We start from the raw sequence: 16473 nt of genomic DNA on the forward strand, positions 1-16473 counted from the left end.
CGAAATAAAGGAGGAGCCGAAGGCGGGGGACATTCGCGGAGGGGAGTACCCGGTGGCCTTTGCACAAGCCCTGAACAACAGCGCCCAGAAAGCCAGCCGCGCAAAAACGTGGCGGAAAAAATGACATGTTGACCATTCTTTTCGACGGTATCGCCTACGGCATGCTGCTCTTCGTGCTCGCGGTAGGCTTGGCCGTGACGCTCGGGCTGATGAACTTCATCAACCTGGCCCACGGTGCATTCGCCATGGCCGGCGGGTACCTCACCGTGTTTGCGATGCAGAAACTCGGCGTGCCGTTCCTGGCCTGCCTGCCGCTTGCATTCATCGTCGTGGCTCTGGCGGGCGCATTGCTCGAGCGAACGCTCTACCGGCCCATGTACGGCAAGCCGCACCTCGACCAGGTGCTGTTCTCCATCGGCCTAGCCTTCATGGCCGTGGCGGCCATCGATTACTTCGTCGGCTCGTCGCAGCAGAACATCCAGTTGCCCGAATGGCTGCGCGGCCGTACAGAAATTGGTGATGGTGCGCTGCTGCTTGGCATGGGGCACTACCGGCTCTTCATCATTGCCGTATGCGCCGTGCTCACCGTGGTGCTTCAGCTCGTTCTTTCGAAGACCCGCTTCGGCAGCCGCTTGCGCGCGGCCGTGGATGACCCGCGCGTTGCTTCGGGTCTGGGCATCAATGTCAATGTTGTGTTCCTGCTGACCTTTGCAGTCGGCTCAGGCCTTGCAGGGCTCGGCGGTGCACTGGGCGCGGAAATCCTCGGCCTCGATCCGACCTTTCCGCTCAAGTACATGATCTATTTTCTGATCGTGGTGTCGGTCGGTGGCACCTCGTCGATCACCGGGCCGCTCGCGGCTGCGCTACTGCTTGGCATTGCCGACGTGGCGGGCAAGTATTTCATTCCCAAGATGGGCGCGTTCACCGTTTACCTGCTCATGATCTTGATATTGATGTGGCGGCCCCAGGGCTTGTTCACGCGCAAGGGAGGCCGCTGAATGAACGAGCCTTCAACCTACCAGTCGGCCCTGTTGCACAAGGCGCGCTGGCGTCCGCTCGAATTCGTGGTGTGGGCAGTGGCGTTTGCGCTGCCGTTCGTCATGCCTTCGCATTCGCTGCTGGTCAACGAGATTGCCATCGTTGCGCTGTTCGCGATGTCGCTCGATCTGATCCTCGGCTACACGGGCATCGTGTCGCTCGGCCATGCCGCCTTCTTCGGCTTTGGCGCCTACGCCGCCGCGCTCTTCGCCAAGCTCGTGATGCCTGATCCGACCGTGGGGCTGGTGGTGGCTACCGTGCTCTCGGCCATGCTCGGGCTCGTGGCCAGCGTGACGATCCTGCGCGGCAGCGACCTCACGCGGCTCATGGTCACGCTCGGCACCGCGCTGCTGCTGCTCGAGCTTGCCAACAAGCTCGACTGGCTCACCGGCGGTGCCGACGGGCTGCAGGGCGTGGTGATGGGGCCGGTGCTCGGCCTGTTCGAATTCGACCTGTACGGCCGCACGGCGGCCTGGTATTCGCTGGCCGTGATGCTTCTGCTGTTCCTCGTGATGCGCCGCATCGTGCACTCGCCCTTCGGCGCCACACTGAAGGCGATTCGCGACAACCGGCTGCGCGCCATGGCCATCGGCATTCCGGTGGTGTCGCGGCTCGTGGTCATCTATACCGTGGCGGCCGGCATTGCTGGTGCGGCGGGCGCGCTGCTGGCGCAGACCACCGGCTTTGCCTCGCTCGATGTGCTGGCTTTCGACCGATCGGCCGACGTGCTGCTCATGCTGGTGATCGGCGGCGTGGGCTGGCTCTATGGCGGCGTGGCGGGTGCCATCGTCTTCAAGCTGCTGCAGAACTGGCTCTCGGCCGTGACGCCGCAGTACTGGATGTTCTGGATCGGCCTGCTGCTGGTGTTGCTGGTTCTGGTGGGGCGCGACCGCGTGCTCAAGCCGTGGAGCTGGCTGGGCAAGAGAAAAGGGAGCGGCGCATGACCGACACCGTGCTTTCGACCCAGGGGCTGGTGATGCGCTTTGGCGGCATCACGGCCACCAACAATGTCACCATGGAGCTCAAGCGCGGTGCGCGCCATGCGCTGATCGGCCCCAACGGTGCCGGCAAGACCACGCTCATCAACCTGCTGACCGGCGTGCTCGTGCCTACCGAAGGCCGCATCTCGCTGCTCGGCGAAGACATCACCACGCTGGCGCCGCACAAGCGGGTGGCGCGCGGGCTGGTGCGCACCTTCCAGATCAACCAGCTGTTCGATTCGATGACGCCGCTCGAAACGCTGGCGCTCGTCGTGTCGCAGCATCAAGGTATCTCGTCGCAATGGTGGCGCCCGCTGGGCTCCACCAAGGCCGTGACCGAACGCGCGGCGCAGTTGCTGGAGCAGTTTCACCTCGGCGACGTGGCCCGGCAGCAGACGAAATTCATGGCCTACGGCAAGCGCCGCCTGCTCGAGATTGCGATTGCGCTGGCCTGCGAACCGCGTGTGCTGCTGCTCGACGAACCCGTGGCGGGCGTGCCCGCCGGCGAGCGCGAAGAGTTGCTTGAAACCGTTGCCGCACTGCCGGCCGATGTGTCGGTGTTGCTGATCGAGCACGACATGGACCTGGTATTCAGCTTTGCCGACCGCATGACGGTGCTGGTGAACGGCGCGCTGCTGACCGAGGGCGACCCCGAAACCATCGCCAACGATCCGAAGGTGAAAGAGGTCTATCTGGGCCATGGAGAGGGTGCCCATGTCTGAGTTGCTGCGCATCGAGAACCTGAGCGCCGGCTACGGCGAGGCCGTGGTGCTGCACGACGTTGCCTTTTCGCTGGGCGAAGGGCAAACGCTGGCGCTGCTGGGGCGCAACGGCACAGGAAAGACCACGTTGATCAACACGCTGGCAGGGGCCACCCGACAACATGGCGGAACCATCACGCTCCGCGGGCAAGCCCTGCACAAGCTCGCGCCGCATCAGCGTGCGGCGGCTGGCATTGGCTGGGTACCGCAGGAGCGCAACATCTTCAAGTCGCTCACGGTGCATGAAAACCTCACCGCGGTGGAGCGCCCCGGAAAGTGGAACCCGCAGCGCGTCTACGAGATGTTCCCGCGCCTGGCCGAGCGCAAGACCAACCTCGGCACGCAGCTTTCGGGCGGCGAGCAGCAGATGCTCGCCGTCGGTCGCGCGCTGGTGCTCAACCCCCGGCTGCTGCTGCTCGACGAGCCGCTCGAAGGCCTCGCGCCGATCATCGTGGAAGAGCTGTTGCGCGCCATCCGCCGCATCACGCAGGACGAGGGCTTGGCGGCCATCATCGTGGAACAGCACCCGCAGGCGATCCTCGCGATTTCCGACCACGCGGTGGTGCTCGACCACGGCACCATCGTGCACACCGACAGCGCGGCGGCATTGCGCAGCCAGCCGCAGGTGCTTGAAAGATTGCTGGGCGTGGCCCGGTAACTGTCCCGGCAAACAAGAAGGAGACACACACAAATGGCGACCCCGAAGAAAGTATTTTGCGGGGGCGCCATGCTGGCCTCCGCCATCTTGCTGGCTGCCTGCGGCACCACCACAGGGCCGCAGAGCCTGTCGCTCGGCGGCAATCCTGCGGCATCTTGCGCGGCGCTCGTCGCCCCGGTGGCGCCCGTGGCCATCGGCCTGCCGAGCGGCGCGGCGACGATCGACTCGGCCACCCTCGTTCCCGCCGCCGCGCTTGCGGTGGCGGAGCGTGGGCCGACCCCTGCGGCGCGCATCACGCCGCCGACGCCCGCGCACTGCAAGGTGCTCGGCCGCATTGCGCCGCTCGATGCGGCGGCGCCGCCCATCCTGTTCCAGGTCAACCTGCCGCTCGTGTGGAACGGGCGCAGCGTGCAATACGGCGGCGGCGGTTTCAACGGCGTGCTGATCACCGGCCTTGCGCTGGTGCCGGGCGCGCGCTTCGAGCAGCCCACGCCGCTCGCGCAAGGCTATGTGACCTACGGCACCGATTCCGGCCACCAGAACGTGCAGGGCCAGCCGCCGCAGGCCTTTGCGCTCAACGACGAGGCGCTGGTGAATTTTGCGCACGCCTCGTACAAGAAGGTGCGCGACGTGGCGGTGGCGCTGATGCAGCGCGCCTACGGGCAGGCGCCGCAGAAGCTGTACTTCGTGGGCAGCTCCGAAGGCGGCCGCGAAGGGCTCACCATGGCGCAGCGCTATCCGCAGGATTTCGACGGCATCTTCAGCCGCGTGCCGGTCATCAACTGGACGGGACTGCAACACGCCGGCACGCGCAACGGCATTGCCACCATGGGCGAAGGGTGGTTGCGGCCCGCACAGGTGCAGCTGGTGCACAACGCTGTGCTCGCGTCATGCGACACAACGGACGGTGTGGCGGACGGCATCGTGTCGAACCCGGTGGCCTGCCTGCAGCGCTTCGATCCCGCCAGCCTGCGCTGCGCCGCCGGCACCAGCGGAGACAACTGCCTGAACGATGCACAGGTGCAGGCGGTGCGCACGCTGCGCTCCCCATGGCGCTCACCCGTGCCGCTGGCGAATGGGGTGGCCGAGTACCCAGGCTGGGGCATCGGAGGCGAAGGCACGCCGGCCTTTGCAGCCACGGGCGGCTGGAACGCGTGGTGGACGGGCACCGCCGCGCCCACCGTGCCGCCGCAACAGAGCAACGGCATTGCATGGTTCTACGGCAGCGGGGCGCTGCAGTATTTCTATGCGCGCAATCCGTCGCTCGACGTGCGCAACTACCGCGCGGAAGATTTCGCTGCGCGCATTGCCACGGTGTCGCAGCTGATGGATTCGACCAATCCTGATCTCGGTGCGTTCCAGGCTCGCGGCGGCAAGCTGCTGATGCTCGAGCACATGGCCGACTATGCCCAGAGCCCGTTCGCCGGCATTCGCTATTACGAGTCGGTGGTGGCGCGCATGGGGCGCGACAACGTCGACCGCTTCATGCGCCTTTACACCGCACCGGGCGTGGACCACGTGGGCGCCGGCGCGCCGGCCAATGTCGACATGCTCGGCACACTGGCCGACTGGGTCGAGCGCGGCCGCGCACCGGCTGGCCTGCAACTGGCCGAGCAGGAAGTGCAGCCGCCGTTCAGGGTGGTTCGTTCCCGCCCGCTGTGCGAATGGCCGCTGTGGCCGCGCTACACGGGTGGCGACGCATCGCAGGCGGGCAGCTTCCAGTGCAGCAGGTAGCAGTGCGAAGGCTGTGATGGCCTAGATTGCGCAACTGTCAGGGCCGCACGATGCCTGGCCGGTCCCAGCCTTTGCCGCAGCGCCGGAAGGTGCTGCAAGCGTGGCCAGTTGAGCCTTCCACTCATCGGCGCGGCCGAGCCACGGACCGATGTCGATGCGGCTCGCAGTGCCATCGGCCTGCGCCAGCACGAAGGTCGGAAAGCCCTGGCCACCTGCGCGCTGCAGCAGCTGCCGGCTCTCCGCGATATGCCGGGAGGTCGCCTCGCCGGACAGTCGTGCGAACGCCGATGCAAAGGCCTCGGCATCGAAGCCAAGTTCCGCGGCCAGCGCGGCGAGCTCGCCCATATCGGCGACGCGCCGGCCTTCGACATAGTGCGCGCGCTGCAGCCGGTGGATCATGTCGAGGCCGCCACCCGTTCGCAGCGCTTCGGCCGCGAGCACTGCGGTGGTCGGCGGCTCGGAATCCATGACCGCGCCGGTGTCGCGCAGCAGCCCTTCGAAGTAGCCTTCGCCGAAGGGCTGGCCCGTGAGTTCGGCAATGCGCCGGTCGTGCGGCATCACGTACTCGCGCCACTGCGCGGTGATGGGCCGCCGGTTGGCGCCGGTCATCATGCCGCCGCCGTGGAACTCGACCTTGAGGCCCGGCACGCTGCGCGCCGCATCGACCAGCGGTGCGGCCGCATAGCACCAGCCGCACATCGGATCGAAGATGTAGTGCAGCGTGGTGCTGTTGTTGTCGTTCACTGCGGCCATTTCATTTCTCCCTTGATCACCTTGGCGCTCAGTTCGAGCGACGAAGCGTGCTGCAGCTTGGGGTAGCGCTTCTTCATGGCGGCGACCAGCGCGGCCGAATCCTTGGCCTTGGCGGCTTCGGTTTCAAAGGCCTGCAGGTAGCTGCGCGTGAACTTCACCGAAGCCACAGAGTAGGGCATCGATCCATCGGCATTGGGTTCGAAGTGGCCGGGCACCACCGTCTTGGGGCGCAGCGCTTCGATGCGGCCGAGCGTCTTGATCCAGTCGCGGCGCGATTCGGGCGTTTGCGTGTCGGCCACCCAGAGGTGGATGTTGGCCGACACGGGCACGCCGCCGACCACTGCCTTGATGGAGGGAATCCACGCAAAGGTGCGGGCCGGCGTCGGGCCGTCGAGGCCCACCACCTGGATCTTGCGGCCTTCGAGTTCGATGCTGTCGCCGGCCAGCGGCTCGGGCACGACCAGCGCCTTGGGGGCGTTCTCTTTCAGGATCGGGCCCCAGTGCGCGAGCTTGCCGTCCTTCGACGCCTGGATGGCGGCGACGGTCTGCGGCGTGGCGACGATCTTCGCGTCGGGGAAGGCGGCCTGGATCACGTCGAGGCCGAAGTAGTAGTCGGGATCGCTGTGGCTGATGTAGACCGTGGTCAGCTTCTTGCCGCTGGCCTTGATTTTCTGCACCAGCGCCTCGGCATCGTTGCGCTGGAACTGCGCGTCGATCAGCACCGCATCGGCCTCGCCGGTGACCAGCTCGGAAGACACGGGGAACATCGACTTGGCGCCGGGGTTGTACACGTCCAGCTTCAGCGGCTCGGCCGCATGGGCTGCGAGCGAGGCGAGGGACAGCGTGGCGGAAAGGGCAGCGGCGGAAAGAAGGCTTCTGCGGAACATGTCGGGTCTTTCGGTTGAATAGGCTTGATGGGTGACAACGTGACAGACCCGATGGTAGGTTTCTATAAAAGAAACAAAAATCCCGATTCGGCCAATGAATAGTTTCTGTTTTCGGTCGAATGGGGTGCCGGATGATCAGTCTGTGGCGCAGCTTTCGAGATGCGCCACGAGCAACTGCGCCGCCAGCGACAGCGTCTCTTCACCGCGAAAGCAGATGGCGAAGCGGCGGCGCGCCCAGGCGTCGGTCAGCGGCATGAGCCGAAGACCGTAGGCGTCGGCAAAGGGTTGCGCCACTTCCGCCGGCACCACGCTGATCGCCAAGCCGGCGCGCACCACGCGCAGCGCGGCGTCGAAGTTGCTCACCAGCACGCGATAGGCCAGCGGCTTGCCGGCGACGGCGGCTTCGCGCGCGAGCATCAGCTGCACGGCGCTCAGCGCCGGCATGCCGACGAACTCGTGCTCGAGCACATCCTCGAAGCGCACCTTGCCGCGGCGCGCCGCCGGGTGTGACGGGTGCGCGACCACCGCCAAGTGGTCGGTGCGGTAGCTGCGCCGCTGCAGGCCTTCGAGGTCGGCTGCGTCCCAGCACAGGCCGATCGATGCGCTGCCCTCGCGAATGCCGCGCACGATCTCGGGGCTCACGCGCTCTTCCATGTCGACCCGGATGTCGCGGTGTGCCGGGTTCTGCAGAAAGTTGGCCACGTCTTCGGCCAGCGATTCGGCCATGACCGAGGCCGACGCGAGGATGCGCACATGCCCCCGCGCTCCGCTTGCATATGCAGCCATGTCGCGCTCGATGCGCTGCGCGCTGCCGAGCATCGCGCGCGCATGCTCCAGCAAGGTTTCGCCGGCCGGCGTAGGCACCACGCCACGGCGCTTGCGCAGCAGCAGCGGCGTGCCCACGGCGTCTTCGAGCTGCGCGAGCCGCTTGCTGATGGCCGAGCCGACGATGCTGGCTTGCTCCCCAGCGCGCGCGATGCTGCGGGTTTCGCACACGGAGACGAAGAGGCGGAGGGTGGTCAGGTCGAGGTCTCTCATGTGGTTGCCGGGTCTTGAGATGTGGTATTCCATTTTGGAACGAATTGGCTTCCAAAATCTATTTTCTGATTCGAATGGGAACTCCTAACATCGGCGCCAGACCACGAAGGAGACACCTTTGAACGATGCATCGGTAGCAGCACCCGCCGCTCACGCCTTTTTGCCGCCCAGCGCGGTTGTCCGCGAAGTGGGGCTGCGCGACGGCCTGCAGAGCATCGCGAGAACGCTGCCCACTGCGCAGAAGCTCGAATGGATTCGCGACGCGCATGCCGCCGGGCAGCGCGAGATCGAAGTCGGCTCCTTCGTGCCCGCCCGCCTGTTGCCGCAACTGGCGGACACGGCCGAGCTGCTGGCCTACGCCAAGACGCTGCCGGGGCTTTTCACTTCGGTGCTGGTGCCCAACCTGCGGGGCGCGGAACTCGCCATTGCGGGCGAGGCCGACCTGATGATGGTGCCGCTGTCGGCCAGCCATGCGCACAGCTTGGCCAACCTGCGCAAGACGCCCGACGAGGTGGTGGCCGAGGTCGCCCGCATCCGCGCCGCGCGCGATGCCGCGGGCTCCAAGACGATGATCGAGGGCGGCGTGGGCACCGCCTTCGGCTGCACCATCCAGGGCCATGTAGATACGGAAGAGGTGCTGCGCCTGATGCAGGCGCTGCTCGATGCGGGCGCCGACCGGGTGGGCCTGGCAGACACCGTCGGCTATGCCGATCCGGCCATGGTCCGCAGCCTGTTCGAACGCGCGCGGCGCATTGCGGGCGACCGCTTGTGGTGCGGCCATTTCCACGACACGCGCGGCCTGGGGCTTGCCAACGTGTATGCCACGCTCGAAGTCGGCATTTCACGCTTCGACGCCTGCCTGGCCGGCATCGGTGGTTGCCCGCATGCGCCGGGTGCCAGCGGCAATGTCGACACCGAAGACCTCGTCTTCATGCTCGAGAGCATGGGCGTGCGCACCGGCGTCGATCTGCCGAAGCTGCTCGACTTGCGCGAGCGCGTGGCCGGCTGGCTCGAAGGCGAAACGCTGCAGGGTACGGTGTGGCGCGCCGGCTTTCCGAAGACCTTTGCGGCGAGCACCGGAGTCGCGGCATGAGCGACACCACGACGAAGCCCGAGGAAAAGCGCCTGCCGCTCACCGGCATTCGCGTGGTCGAGTTCACGCACATGGTCATGGGGCCGACCTGCGGCATGGTGCTGGCGGATCTGGGCGCCGAGGTCATCAAGGTCGAGCCGATCGACGGCGACCGCACGCGGCACCTGCTGGGTGCGGGCGCCGGTTTCTTCCCGATGTTCAACCGCAACAAGAAGAGCATCGCGCTCGATCTGCGCCACCCGCAGGGGCTTGAGGCGGCGCTGCGCCTGTGCGCCACCGCCGACGTGGTGGCGCAGAACTTCAGGCCCGGCACCATGGACAAATACGGGCTCGGCTACGCGGCGCTCGGCAAGCTCAATCCGCGGCTGGTGTACGTGAACCACACCGGCTTTCTGCCCGGGCCCTACGAGCACCGCACCGCGCTCGACGAGGTGGTGCAGATGATGGGAGGCCTGGCCTACATGACGGGGCGGCCCGGTGACCCGCTGCGCGCGGGCACCAGCGTGAACGACATCATGGGCGGCATGTTCGGCGCCATCGGTGCCATGGCCGCGCTCATGCAGCGCATACAGACCGGCAAGGGCCAGGAAGTGCAGTCCGCGCTGTTCGAGAACAACGTGTTCCTGGTCGGCCAGCACATGCTGCAGTACGCCATCACGGGCCAGGCGGCGGCGCCGATGCCCGAGCGCATCTCGGCCTGGGCGCTGTACGACGTGTTCACCGTGAAGGACGGCGAGCAGATCTTTCTGGCCGCGGTGAGCGATGCGCAATGGCGGGTGTTCTGCGATGCGCTCGGCTTCGACGACCTGAAGGCCGACCCCGCCTTGCGCACCAACAACGACCGGGTTCGCGTGCGGCCGAAGCTGCTCGCGGACCTGCGCGGCCGGCTGGCCGACCGCTCGGCCGCCGAGCTGTCGGCGATCTTCGAGGCGCGTGGCCTGCCTTTCGCGCCCATCGTGCGGCCTGAAGACCTTTACGACGATCCGCACCTGAAGGCCACCGGCGGCCTCGCCGACATCCGCCTGCCCGACGGCGAGCGCGCAGGAGAAACCGCGCAGACCACGTTGTTCCCGATCACGCTGGGCGGCGAGCGACTGGGCGTGCGGCTCGATCCGCCGACGCTCGGCGAACACACGCGTGAGCTGCTGGCCGAACTCGGCTATGCCGATGCGCAGGTGGCTGCAATGCAGGCCGAATTGGCCATCGCCTGAGCGCGATTTTTTCTTCGAAGACCATAAAGAGAGACAAGACCATGCACACGATGCTTCCCCCGATGACCCGCCGCGCCGTATTGGGTGTTGGCGCTTCCGCAGCCGCACTGGCTGCTTGCCCAGCGCTCGCACAGGGCTCCGACAAGCCCATTCGCTTCATCCTGCCGATCAGTGCTGGTTCGGGCGTGGACGCCATCGCGCGCGCGGCATCGGTTGCGCTCGGCAAGGCCTTCGGCCAGCCGGTGGTGATCGAAAACCTGCCCGGCGCGGGCGGCATCACCGGCACATCGGTGGTGGTCAAGGCCGCGCCCGACGGGCTCACGCTCGGCATGGTGTCGAACAACCACGTCATCAACCCGGCGGTGTACAAGAAGATGCCCTTCGACGCCATCGCGGACGTGACGCCCATCAGCGTGGTGGGCGCGACGCCGCTGGTGCTTGTGGTCAATCCGAAGCTCCCCGCCAAGAACGTGAAGGAACTGGTGGCGCTGCTGCGCGCCAAGCCCGACACCTACAACTACGCTTCGTCGGGCAACGGCACCATCATTCACCTGGCCGGCGAGATGTTCATGGAAGAGGCCGGCGTGAAGGCGCGGCACATTCCCTACAAGGGCACCGGCCCCATGGTCACCGACATGATCGCGGGCCAGGTCGAGATGGGCGTGGTGGCATTGCCCGCGGTGCAGCCGCACCTCAAGAGCGGGGCGCTGCGGGCCATTGGCCTGTGCAGCGCGCAGCGCTCGCCGGCTGCGCCGGACATCCAGACCATTGCGGAACAGGGCTTGCCCAACTACGCAGTCGAAGGCTGGTTCGCGGTGATCGGCCCGCCCAAGATGCAGGCCGCCGACATCCAGCGCGCGCACGCCGCGGTGGCCGCGGCTTTCACGAGCGAAGAGGTGCGGGACGCCATGGACAAGCAGGGCAACGTCATCAAGCCCACTTCGCCCGAACAGGCCGCGAGCTACTTTCGCAGCGAAGCCGCGCGCTATGCGGCGCTGGTGAAAAAGGCGAACGTCGTATTGGAGTGAAGCGCGGGCTCAGGCCGGGCTCGTGATCTTGAGCCCGAGAATGCCTGCGACGATCAGGCCGACGCAAATCAGCCGCGCCGCGTTGGCAGGCTCGTGGAACAGCACGATGCCCAGGATGACCGTACCCACCGCGCCGATGCCGGTCCACACCGCATAGGCCGTGCCCACGGGCAGCGAGCGCATCGCCCAGCCCAGCAGCACCACGCTCAGCACCATCGAAATGGCTGTGCCGATGGAAGGCCACAGCCTGGTAAATCCTTCGGTGTACTTGAGACCGATGGCCCATCCCATTTCGAGCAGACCCGCCACCAACAACACGACCCACGCCATGTGCGCTCCTTGAAAAGGTTTCAGTTCTCGGGCCGCACGGCGCGGTAGAGCGCGCGCACGAAGTCCGACTGCGTGATCATGCCGGTGAGCCGCCTTTCATGGTCGATGATGGGGATATGGTGGTGGCCGCCCTCGGAGAACAGCGGCACCAGGTCGACCACCGGGCGGTCGGCGCTGGCCACGCGCACCTGGCGCGTCATGATCTGGCCGACCACCTCGGGCTTGTTCGACACCACGGTGCGCGTGGCGCGTATCAGGTCGCGCAGGCGCCCCGCAATGCCTTCGTGGTGTTCGAGGTCGAGCATGCGAAAGAAATCGGCCTGCGTGACGATGCCGACCACGCGGCGCGTGCGGTCGATGACGGGCAGGGCCTTGATGCGGCGCTGGTTCATCAGCGTCCAGGCCTCCTGCAGCGGCGTACCGAACTCCACCGACACCGGGTCGCGCGACATGATGTCGGCGCAGTGCAGCGTGCCGAGGCGCCGCTTGTAAGACTCGAGCTCGGTCTGCTGGATGAGCGATTCGAGGTCGTCGCGGCTGATGTCCAGCACCTGGTTGTAGCGGGCCAGCACCGCATCGATGTCGGCTTGGCTGAAGCGGGCATCCGCCGACGGTGGCCGCGCCACCTGCACGTGCGGATAACGCCTGCCGGTGAACGTGTTGTAGGCCACGCCGGCCAGCACCAGCAGCAGCGAATTGACGAGGGTGGGGAACAACGCCGCGGAAAAATCGGTGGTGTGCGTCAGCACGGCGAGCAGCGCGGCGGCGCCGCCCGGCGGGTGCAGGCTGCGCGTCGCAAACATCAGCCCGATGGCCGCGCCGACGGCCAGCGCCGCGGCCCAGGCCGCATCGGGCACCCATCGCACGCAGGCAATGCCCACCAGCGTGGAGAGCGTGTTGCCCACGATCACCGACCAGGGCTGCGCCAGCGGGCTCGCGGGCACCGCAAACACCAGCACCGCGCTTGCGCCCATCGGCGCAATCAGCCAGATGCTGATGCCCGCCGCCTCGGCCATCCAGCGGCACAGCAGCGCGGTGATGAGCAGGCCAATTGCCGCCCCGCCCACGGCGCGCATGCGCTCGCGCACGTCGACGGTATTGCGGCCCGGCAACCAGGCGCGCGCATGCGTCAGCAAAGCGGAAAGCTGCGGCATGGCGTCAGACCTCCGCCGCCACTCGGCGGCCGATTTCGGGCCACTGGCCGTGCAGCCAGACCCAGGCGACCAGGCCGATGCCGAGCATCAGCATCGAGGTCAACGCCAGTGCCAGCGTGGAATGCATGACCAGCGGCGCCACCACGCCGGCAACAAGGCCGTTGGCGGTGGAGCCGATCACGGCCTGCAGCGACGAGGCCATGCCGCGCCGCTCCGGATGGAGGTCGAGCACCAGCAGGGTAACGACGGGCACCATGAGCGCCCAGCCGAAGGCAAAAACCGCCAGCGGCCACAGGGCCCACGCGGCGTGCGCGGTGAACAGCGCATTGGCCGCAACGTTCACCAGCGATGTGACGAGCATGATCAGAAAGCCGTCGCGGATCTGCCGCTTGGGCGCCACCTTGCCGGCCATGCGGCCGCTGGCCCACGCGCCGGACATGATGCCGCCGATGGTCAGCAGAAAGAACCAGAAGAACTGCGTCGGCGCCAGGGCGAGGTGATCGCCCAGGAAGGCGGGCGCCGCCAGCACATAGAGGAACATGCCGTTGAACGGAACACCGCTTGCAAAGGCGAGCAGCAGAAAGCGCGGATCGGAGCACAGGTCCCAGTAGCCGCGCATCAGGTGGCGCACCTGGAACGGCTGGCGCTGGCTCTGGTGCAGGGTTTCGGGCAGCAGCTTGTAGTTGGCCACGAACAAAATCACGCCGACCGCCACCAGGAACCAGAAGATCGCATGCCAGCCGGCATGAACGAATAGAAAGCCGCCGACGATCGGTGCAATGGCCGGCGCCACGCCGAAGTAGATCGTCACCTGGCTCATCACCCGCTGCGCATCGGCCGGCGGGAACATGTCTCGGATGACCGCGCGCGAGACCACGATGCCCGCGCCGGTCGAAAGGCCCTGCAGGCCGCGGAACAGCACCAGCTGCGCAATGTTCTGCGACAGCGCGCAGCCCAGCGACGCAATGGTGAACACCGCAAGGCCCCACAGCACCACGGGCCGGCGGCCGAAGCTGTCCGACAGCGCGCCGTGGAACAGGTTCATGAACGCGAAGCCGAACAGGTAGGCCGAAAGCGTCTGCTGCATTTCGGCCGGCGTGGCGCCGATGGAGCGCGCGATGCCCGAGAAGGCCGGAATGTAGGTGTCGATGGAAAAGGGACCGAGCATGCCCAGCACTGCGAGCAGCACGGCAAGCGCCCAGCGCGGGGCCAGCCAGAGCTTGTCTGCATCGGGATTCATGAGGTTTGCTCCATTTTTCTTATCCGAAGGCCAAAAAAGAAAGCGCCCTTGCGGGCGCCTCCTCGTCAGAGAAATACCGGGAGACCGGCTTAGAGCGTATCAATAAAGCTGCGCAGCTTGTCCGAACGCGAAGGATGCTTGAGCTTGCGCAGGGCCTTGGCCTCGATCTGGCGGATGCGCTCGCGGGTCACGTCGAACTGCTTGCCGACTTCTTCCAGCGTGTGGTCCGTGCTCATTTCAATACCGAAGCGCATGCGCAGCACCTTGGCTTCGCGCGGCGTGAGGCTGTCCAGGATGTCCTTGACCACGTCGCGCAGGCCCGCCTGCATTGCGGCCTCGATGGGGGCCGTGTTGCTGCTGTCCTCGATGAAGTCGCCCAGGTGCGAATCGTCGTCGTCGCCGATGGGGGTTTCCATCGAGATCGGCTCCTTCGCAATCTTCATGATCTTGCGGATCTTGTCTTCCGGGATCTCCATCTTCGCTGCCAGGATGCTGGCGTCGGGCTCGAAGCCGAACTCCTGCAGATGCTGGCGCGAGATGCGGTTCATCTTGTTGATCGTCTCGATCATGTGCACCGGAATGCGGATGGTTCGAGCCTGATCCGCGATGGACCGGGTAATCGCCTGGCGGATCCACCACGTGGCGTAGGTCGAGAACTTGTAGCCGCGGCGGTATTCGAACTTGTCGACCGCCTTCATGAGGCCGATGTTGCCTTCCTGGATCAGGTCGAGGAACTGCAGGCCGCGGTTGGTGTACTTCTTGGCAATGGAGATCACGAGGCGCAGGTTGGCCTCGATCATTTCCTTCTTGGCGTCGCGCGAGGACGATTCGCCCTCGTTCATGCGCTTGTTGATTTCCTTCAGCTGGGTGAGCGGCACCACCACGCGCGACTGGATGTCGGCGAGCTTTTGCTGCAGTTCCTGCACCGGCGGAATGTTGCGCGCGAGCACGGCGCTCCAGGGCTTGCCGGAGGCGGCCTGCTTCTCGACCCACTTCAGGTTGAGCAGGTTCGACGGCACGCGGTTGCCGTTCTTGTCGTAGCCCGAGAAGTCGCGAATGAACTCGTCCTGCGGGAAGCCGCACTTGTCCACGATGATGCGGCGCAGCTCGCGCTCCTTCTTGCGCACGTCGTCGACCTGCGTGCGAACCAGGTCGCACAGCTTTTCGATGGTCTTCGCCGTGAAGCGGATGGTCATGAGCTCGTCCGACAGGGCCTGCTGGGCCTTCTGGTAGGCGGGCGTGCCGTAGCCTTCCTTGTCGTAGATCTTGTGGACCTTCTCGAACATGACGGCAATGCGGTCGAAGCGCTCGAGCGCGTCGCGCTTGAGTTCTTCGAGCTTCTTGGTCAGCGCCTTGGAGCCGCCCTTGCCGTCGTCGTCGTCTTCCTCGTCGAATTCGTCGAAGTCTTCTTCGGCAACGTAGTCGTCGGCCTCGTTGGGGTTCGAGAAGCCGTCCACCACGGTGGAGATGACGACCTTGCCTTCACGGATGTCTGCGGCCAGGCGCAGGATTTCGGCGATGGTGGCGGGGGAGGCCGAAATGGCTTCCATCATGGCCATGAGGCCGCCTTCGATGCGCTTGGCGATTTCGATTTCGCCTTCGCGCGTCAGCAGCTCGACCGTGCCCATTTCGCGCATGTACATGCGCACGGGGTCGGTGGTGCGGCCGAATTCGCTGTCCACCGTGGAGAGCGCGGCTTCGGCTTCTTCTTCGGCTTCTTCCACCGTGGTGGCAGTGGGCGCGGTGTTGTTCAGCAGCAGGGTTTCGGCGTCGGGCGTTTGCTCGTAAACCGCCACGCCCATGTCGTTGAGCATGGTGACCACGACTTCCATGGTCTCGGCGTCGACCAGCTTGTCGGGCAGGTGGTCGGAGATTTCGCCGTGCGTGAGGTAGCCGCGGGTCTTGCCCAGCGTGATCAGGGTCTTCAGGCGCGAGCGGCGCTTGGCCAGGTCTTCCTCGGAGAGCACGGTCTCGTCGAGACCGAATTCCTTCATCAAGGCGCGTTCCTTCGCCTTGCTGATCTTCATGCGCAGCGGCTTGACCTTTTCCTCGGTGGTCGTTGCGGTTGCGGGTTCGTCGCCGACCAGGTCTTCCTCGATGTCCGACAGGTCGATGTCGCTCTCGGGGGCGTCATTGCCGGCCTTGGGCTTGCGGCCGCGCTTGGCGCCGGTGGCGGGCGCGGCAGCGCCGGCGGCCTTGGGCGGGCGGCCGACTTTCTTGGCGGCAGGGGCGGCGGCAACCGTCTTGGCGGCGGCTTTTTTCGGATCGTCGATGGAGGTCGATTTCGTGGGCACGGTTTTCACTTTCGTTGCGGCTGCCGATTTGGACGCGGCGGCACCCGACTTAGTTGCCGGCATAGCGCCAGCTTTCAACGGTTTTTCTGCGACGGACTTTGCGGCGACGCCTTTGGCGAGTGAAGGAGCAGGCTTCTTTGAACTGGGCATACGACCTCGTTACAGCAAGATGGACCAAGCGAAATCACAGGCGCACCGCCACATGGACAGTGCCGCCACAGCCCGTGCACAGCACGGACGAGACACAAAGCCCGCGCACAGGCACGGACAGGAC

14 protein-coding genes and 1 pseudogene are annotated in these 16473 nt (G+C 66.2%); 8 read left to right on the plus strand and 7 right to left on the minus strand.

All coding sequences use genetic code 11. The features are described 5' to 3' along the window. Positions 1 to 125 precede the first annotated feature (125 nt). From V9L21_RS18785 to V9L21_RS18805, 5 genes are read left to right on the plus strand one after another with little or no spacing between them, the layout of a single operon-like run. Positions 126 to 998 carry a branched-chain amino acid ABC transporter permease gene (locus V9L21_RS18785; protein ID WP_337314449.1) on the plus strand — a complete coding sequence of 291 codons (873 nt, stop codon included), beginning with the start codon at positions 126 to 128 and terminating at the stop codon, positions 996 to 998. Continuing rightward, complete coding sequence (locus V9L21_RS18790) at positions 999 to 1982, plus strand: branched-chain amino acid ABC transporter permease (protein ID WP_337314451.1); 984 nt, start codon at positions 999 to 1001, stop codon at positions 1980 to 1982. After that, entirely contained in the window at positions 1979 to 2740 is a 762-nt protein-coding gene (locus V9L21_RS18795; protein WP_337314453.1) for an ABC transporter ATP-binding protein, read from the plus strand. Before V9L21_RS18790 ends, V9L21_RS18795 begins: the two co-directional genes overlap by 4 nt. Then, the gene (locus tag V9L21_RS18800) at positions 2733 to 3437 is read left to right on the plus strand and encodes an ABC transporter ATP-binding protein (RefSeq protein WP_337314455.1); all 705 of its coding nucleotides are present in this window, start codon (positions 2733 to 2735) and stop codon (positions 3435 to 3437) included. Before V9L21_RS18795 ends, V9L21_RS18800 begins: the two co-directional genes overlap by 8 nt. 33 nt (positions 3438 to 3470) lie before the next feature. Continuing rightward, the gene (locus V9L21_RS18805; protein WP_337314457.1) at positions 3471 to 5171 is read left to right on the plus strand and encodes a tannase/feruloyl esterase family alpha/beta hydrolase; all 1701 of its coding nucleotides are present in this window, start codon (positions 3471 to 3473) and stop codon (positions 5169 to 5171) included. 21 nt (positions 5172 to 5192) lie between these two features. Here V9L21_RS18805 and V9L21_RS18810 read toward each other — a convergent pair whose 3' ends face one another. From V9L21_RS18810 to V9L21_RS18820, 3 genes and pseudogenes are all read right to left on the minus strand, one after another. After that, positions 5193 to 5924: a DsbA family protein gene (locus tag V9L21_RS18810; protein WP_337314460.1), complete on the minus strand. Its 732-nt coding sequence runs from the start codon at positions 5922 to 5924 to the stop codon at positions 5193 to 5195. Continuing rightward, positions 5918 to 6811 (minus strand): annotated as a pseudogene (locus V9L21_RS18815) (MBL fold metallo-hydrolase); the annotation flags it as partial. The pseudogene V9L21_RS18815 and the gene V9L21_RS18810, both read right to left, overlap by 7 nt. A 135-nt stretch (positions 6812 to 6946) precedes the next feature. Beyond that, positions 6947 to 7849, minus strand: coding sequence for a LysR family transcriptional regulator (locus V9L21_RS18820; protein ID WP_337314461.1), 903 nt, complete (start codon positions 7847 to 7849; stop codon positions 6947 to 6949). Positions 7850 to 7967: 118 nt separating this feature from the next. Here V9L21_RS18820 and V9L21_RS18825 point away from each other — a divergent pair, with 118 nt between their 5' ends. From V9L21_RS18825 to V9L21_RS18835, 3 genes are read left to right on the plus strand one after another with little or no spacing between them, the layout of a single operon-like run. Further along, positions 7968 to 8942 carry a hydroxymethylglutaryl-CoA lyase gene (locus V9L21_RS18825; RefSeq protein WP_337314463.1) on the plus strand — a complete coding sequence of 325 codons (975 nt, stop codon included), beginning with the start codon at positions 7968 to 7970 and terminating at the stop codon, positions 8940 to 8942. Then, positions 8939 to 10153: a CaiB/BaiF CoA transferase family protein gene (locus tag V9L21_RS18830; protein WP_337314465.1), complete on the plus strand. Its 1215-nt coding sequence runs from the start codon at positions 8939 to 8941 to the stop codon at positions 10151 to 10153. Before V9L21_RS18825 ends, V9L21_RS18830 begins: the two co-directional genes overlap by 4 nt. 41 nt (positions 10154 to 10194) lie before the next feature. After that, positions 10195 to 11181, plus strand: a complete 987-nt coding sequence (locus tag V9L21_RS18835; RefSeq protein WP_337314467.1) for a tripartite tricarboxylate transporter substrate binding protein — start codon at positions 10195 to 10197, stop codon at positions 11179 to 11181. Between the two features lie 9 nt (positions 11182 to 11190). Here V9L21_RS18835 and sugE read toward each other — a convergent pair whose 3' ends face one another. The 4 genes from sugE to rpoD form a co-directional block, all read right to left on the minus strand. After that, a complete protein-coding gene (sugE, locus tag V9L21_RS18840) occupies positions 11191 to 11511 on the minus strand; it encodes a quaternary ammonium compound efflux SMR transporter SugE (protein WP_157613110.1) in 321 nt (106 codons plus the stop codon). Positions 11512 to 11531: 20 nt separating this feature from the next. Beyond that, a complete protein-coding gene (locus tag V9L21_RS18845) occupies positions 11532 to 12665 on the minus strand; it encodes an HPP family protein (RefSeq protein ID WP_337314469.1) in 1134 nt (377 codons plus the stop codon). Between the two features lie 4 nt (positions 12666 to 12669). Continuing rightward, positions 12670 to 13905, minus strand: coding sequence for a multidrug effflux MFS transporter (locus V9L21_RS18850; RefSeq protein ID WP_337314471.1), 1236 nt, complete (start codon positions 13903 to 13905; stop codon positions 12670 to 12672). Positions 13906 to 13994: 89 nt separating this feature from the next. Then, the gene (rpoD, locus tag V9L21_RS18855; protein WP_337314473.1) at positions 13995 to 16349 is read right to left on the minus strand and encodes an RNA polymerase sigma factor RpoD; all 2355 of its coding nucleotides are present in this window, start codon (positions 16347 to 16349) and stop codon (positions 13995 to 13997) included. Positions 16350 to 16473 lie beyond the last annotated feature (124 nt).

Origin of the sequence: Variovorax sp. CCNWLW235, assembly GCF_037204085.1 — a bacterium.
Taxonomy (GTDB): Bacteria; Pseudomonadota; Gammaproteobacteria; order Burkholderiales; family Burkholderiaceae_C; genus Variovorax.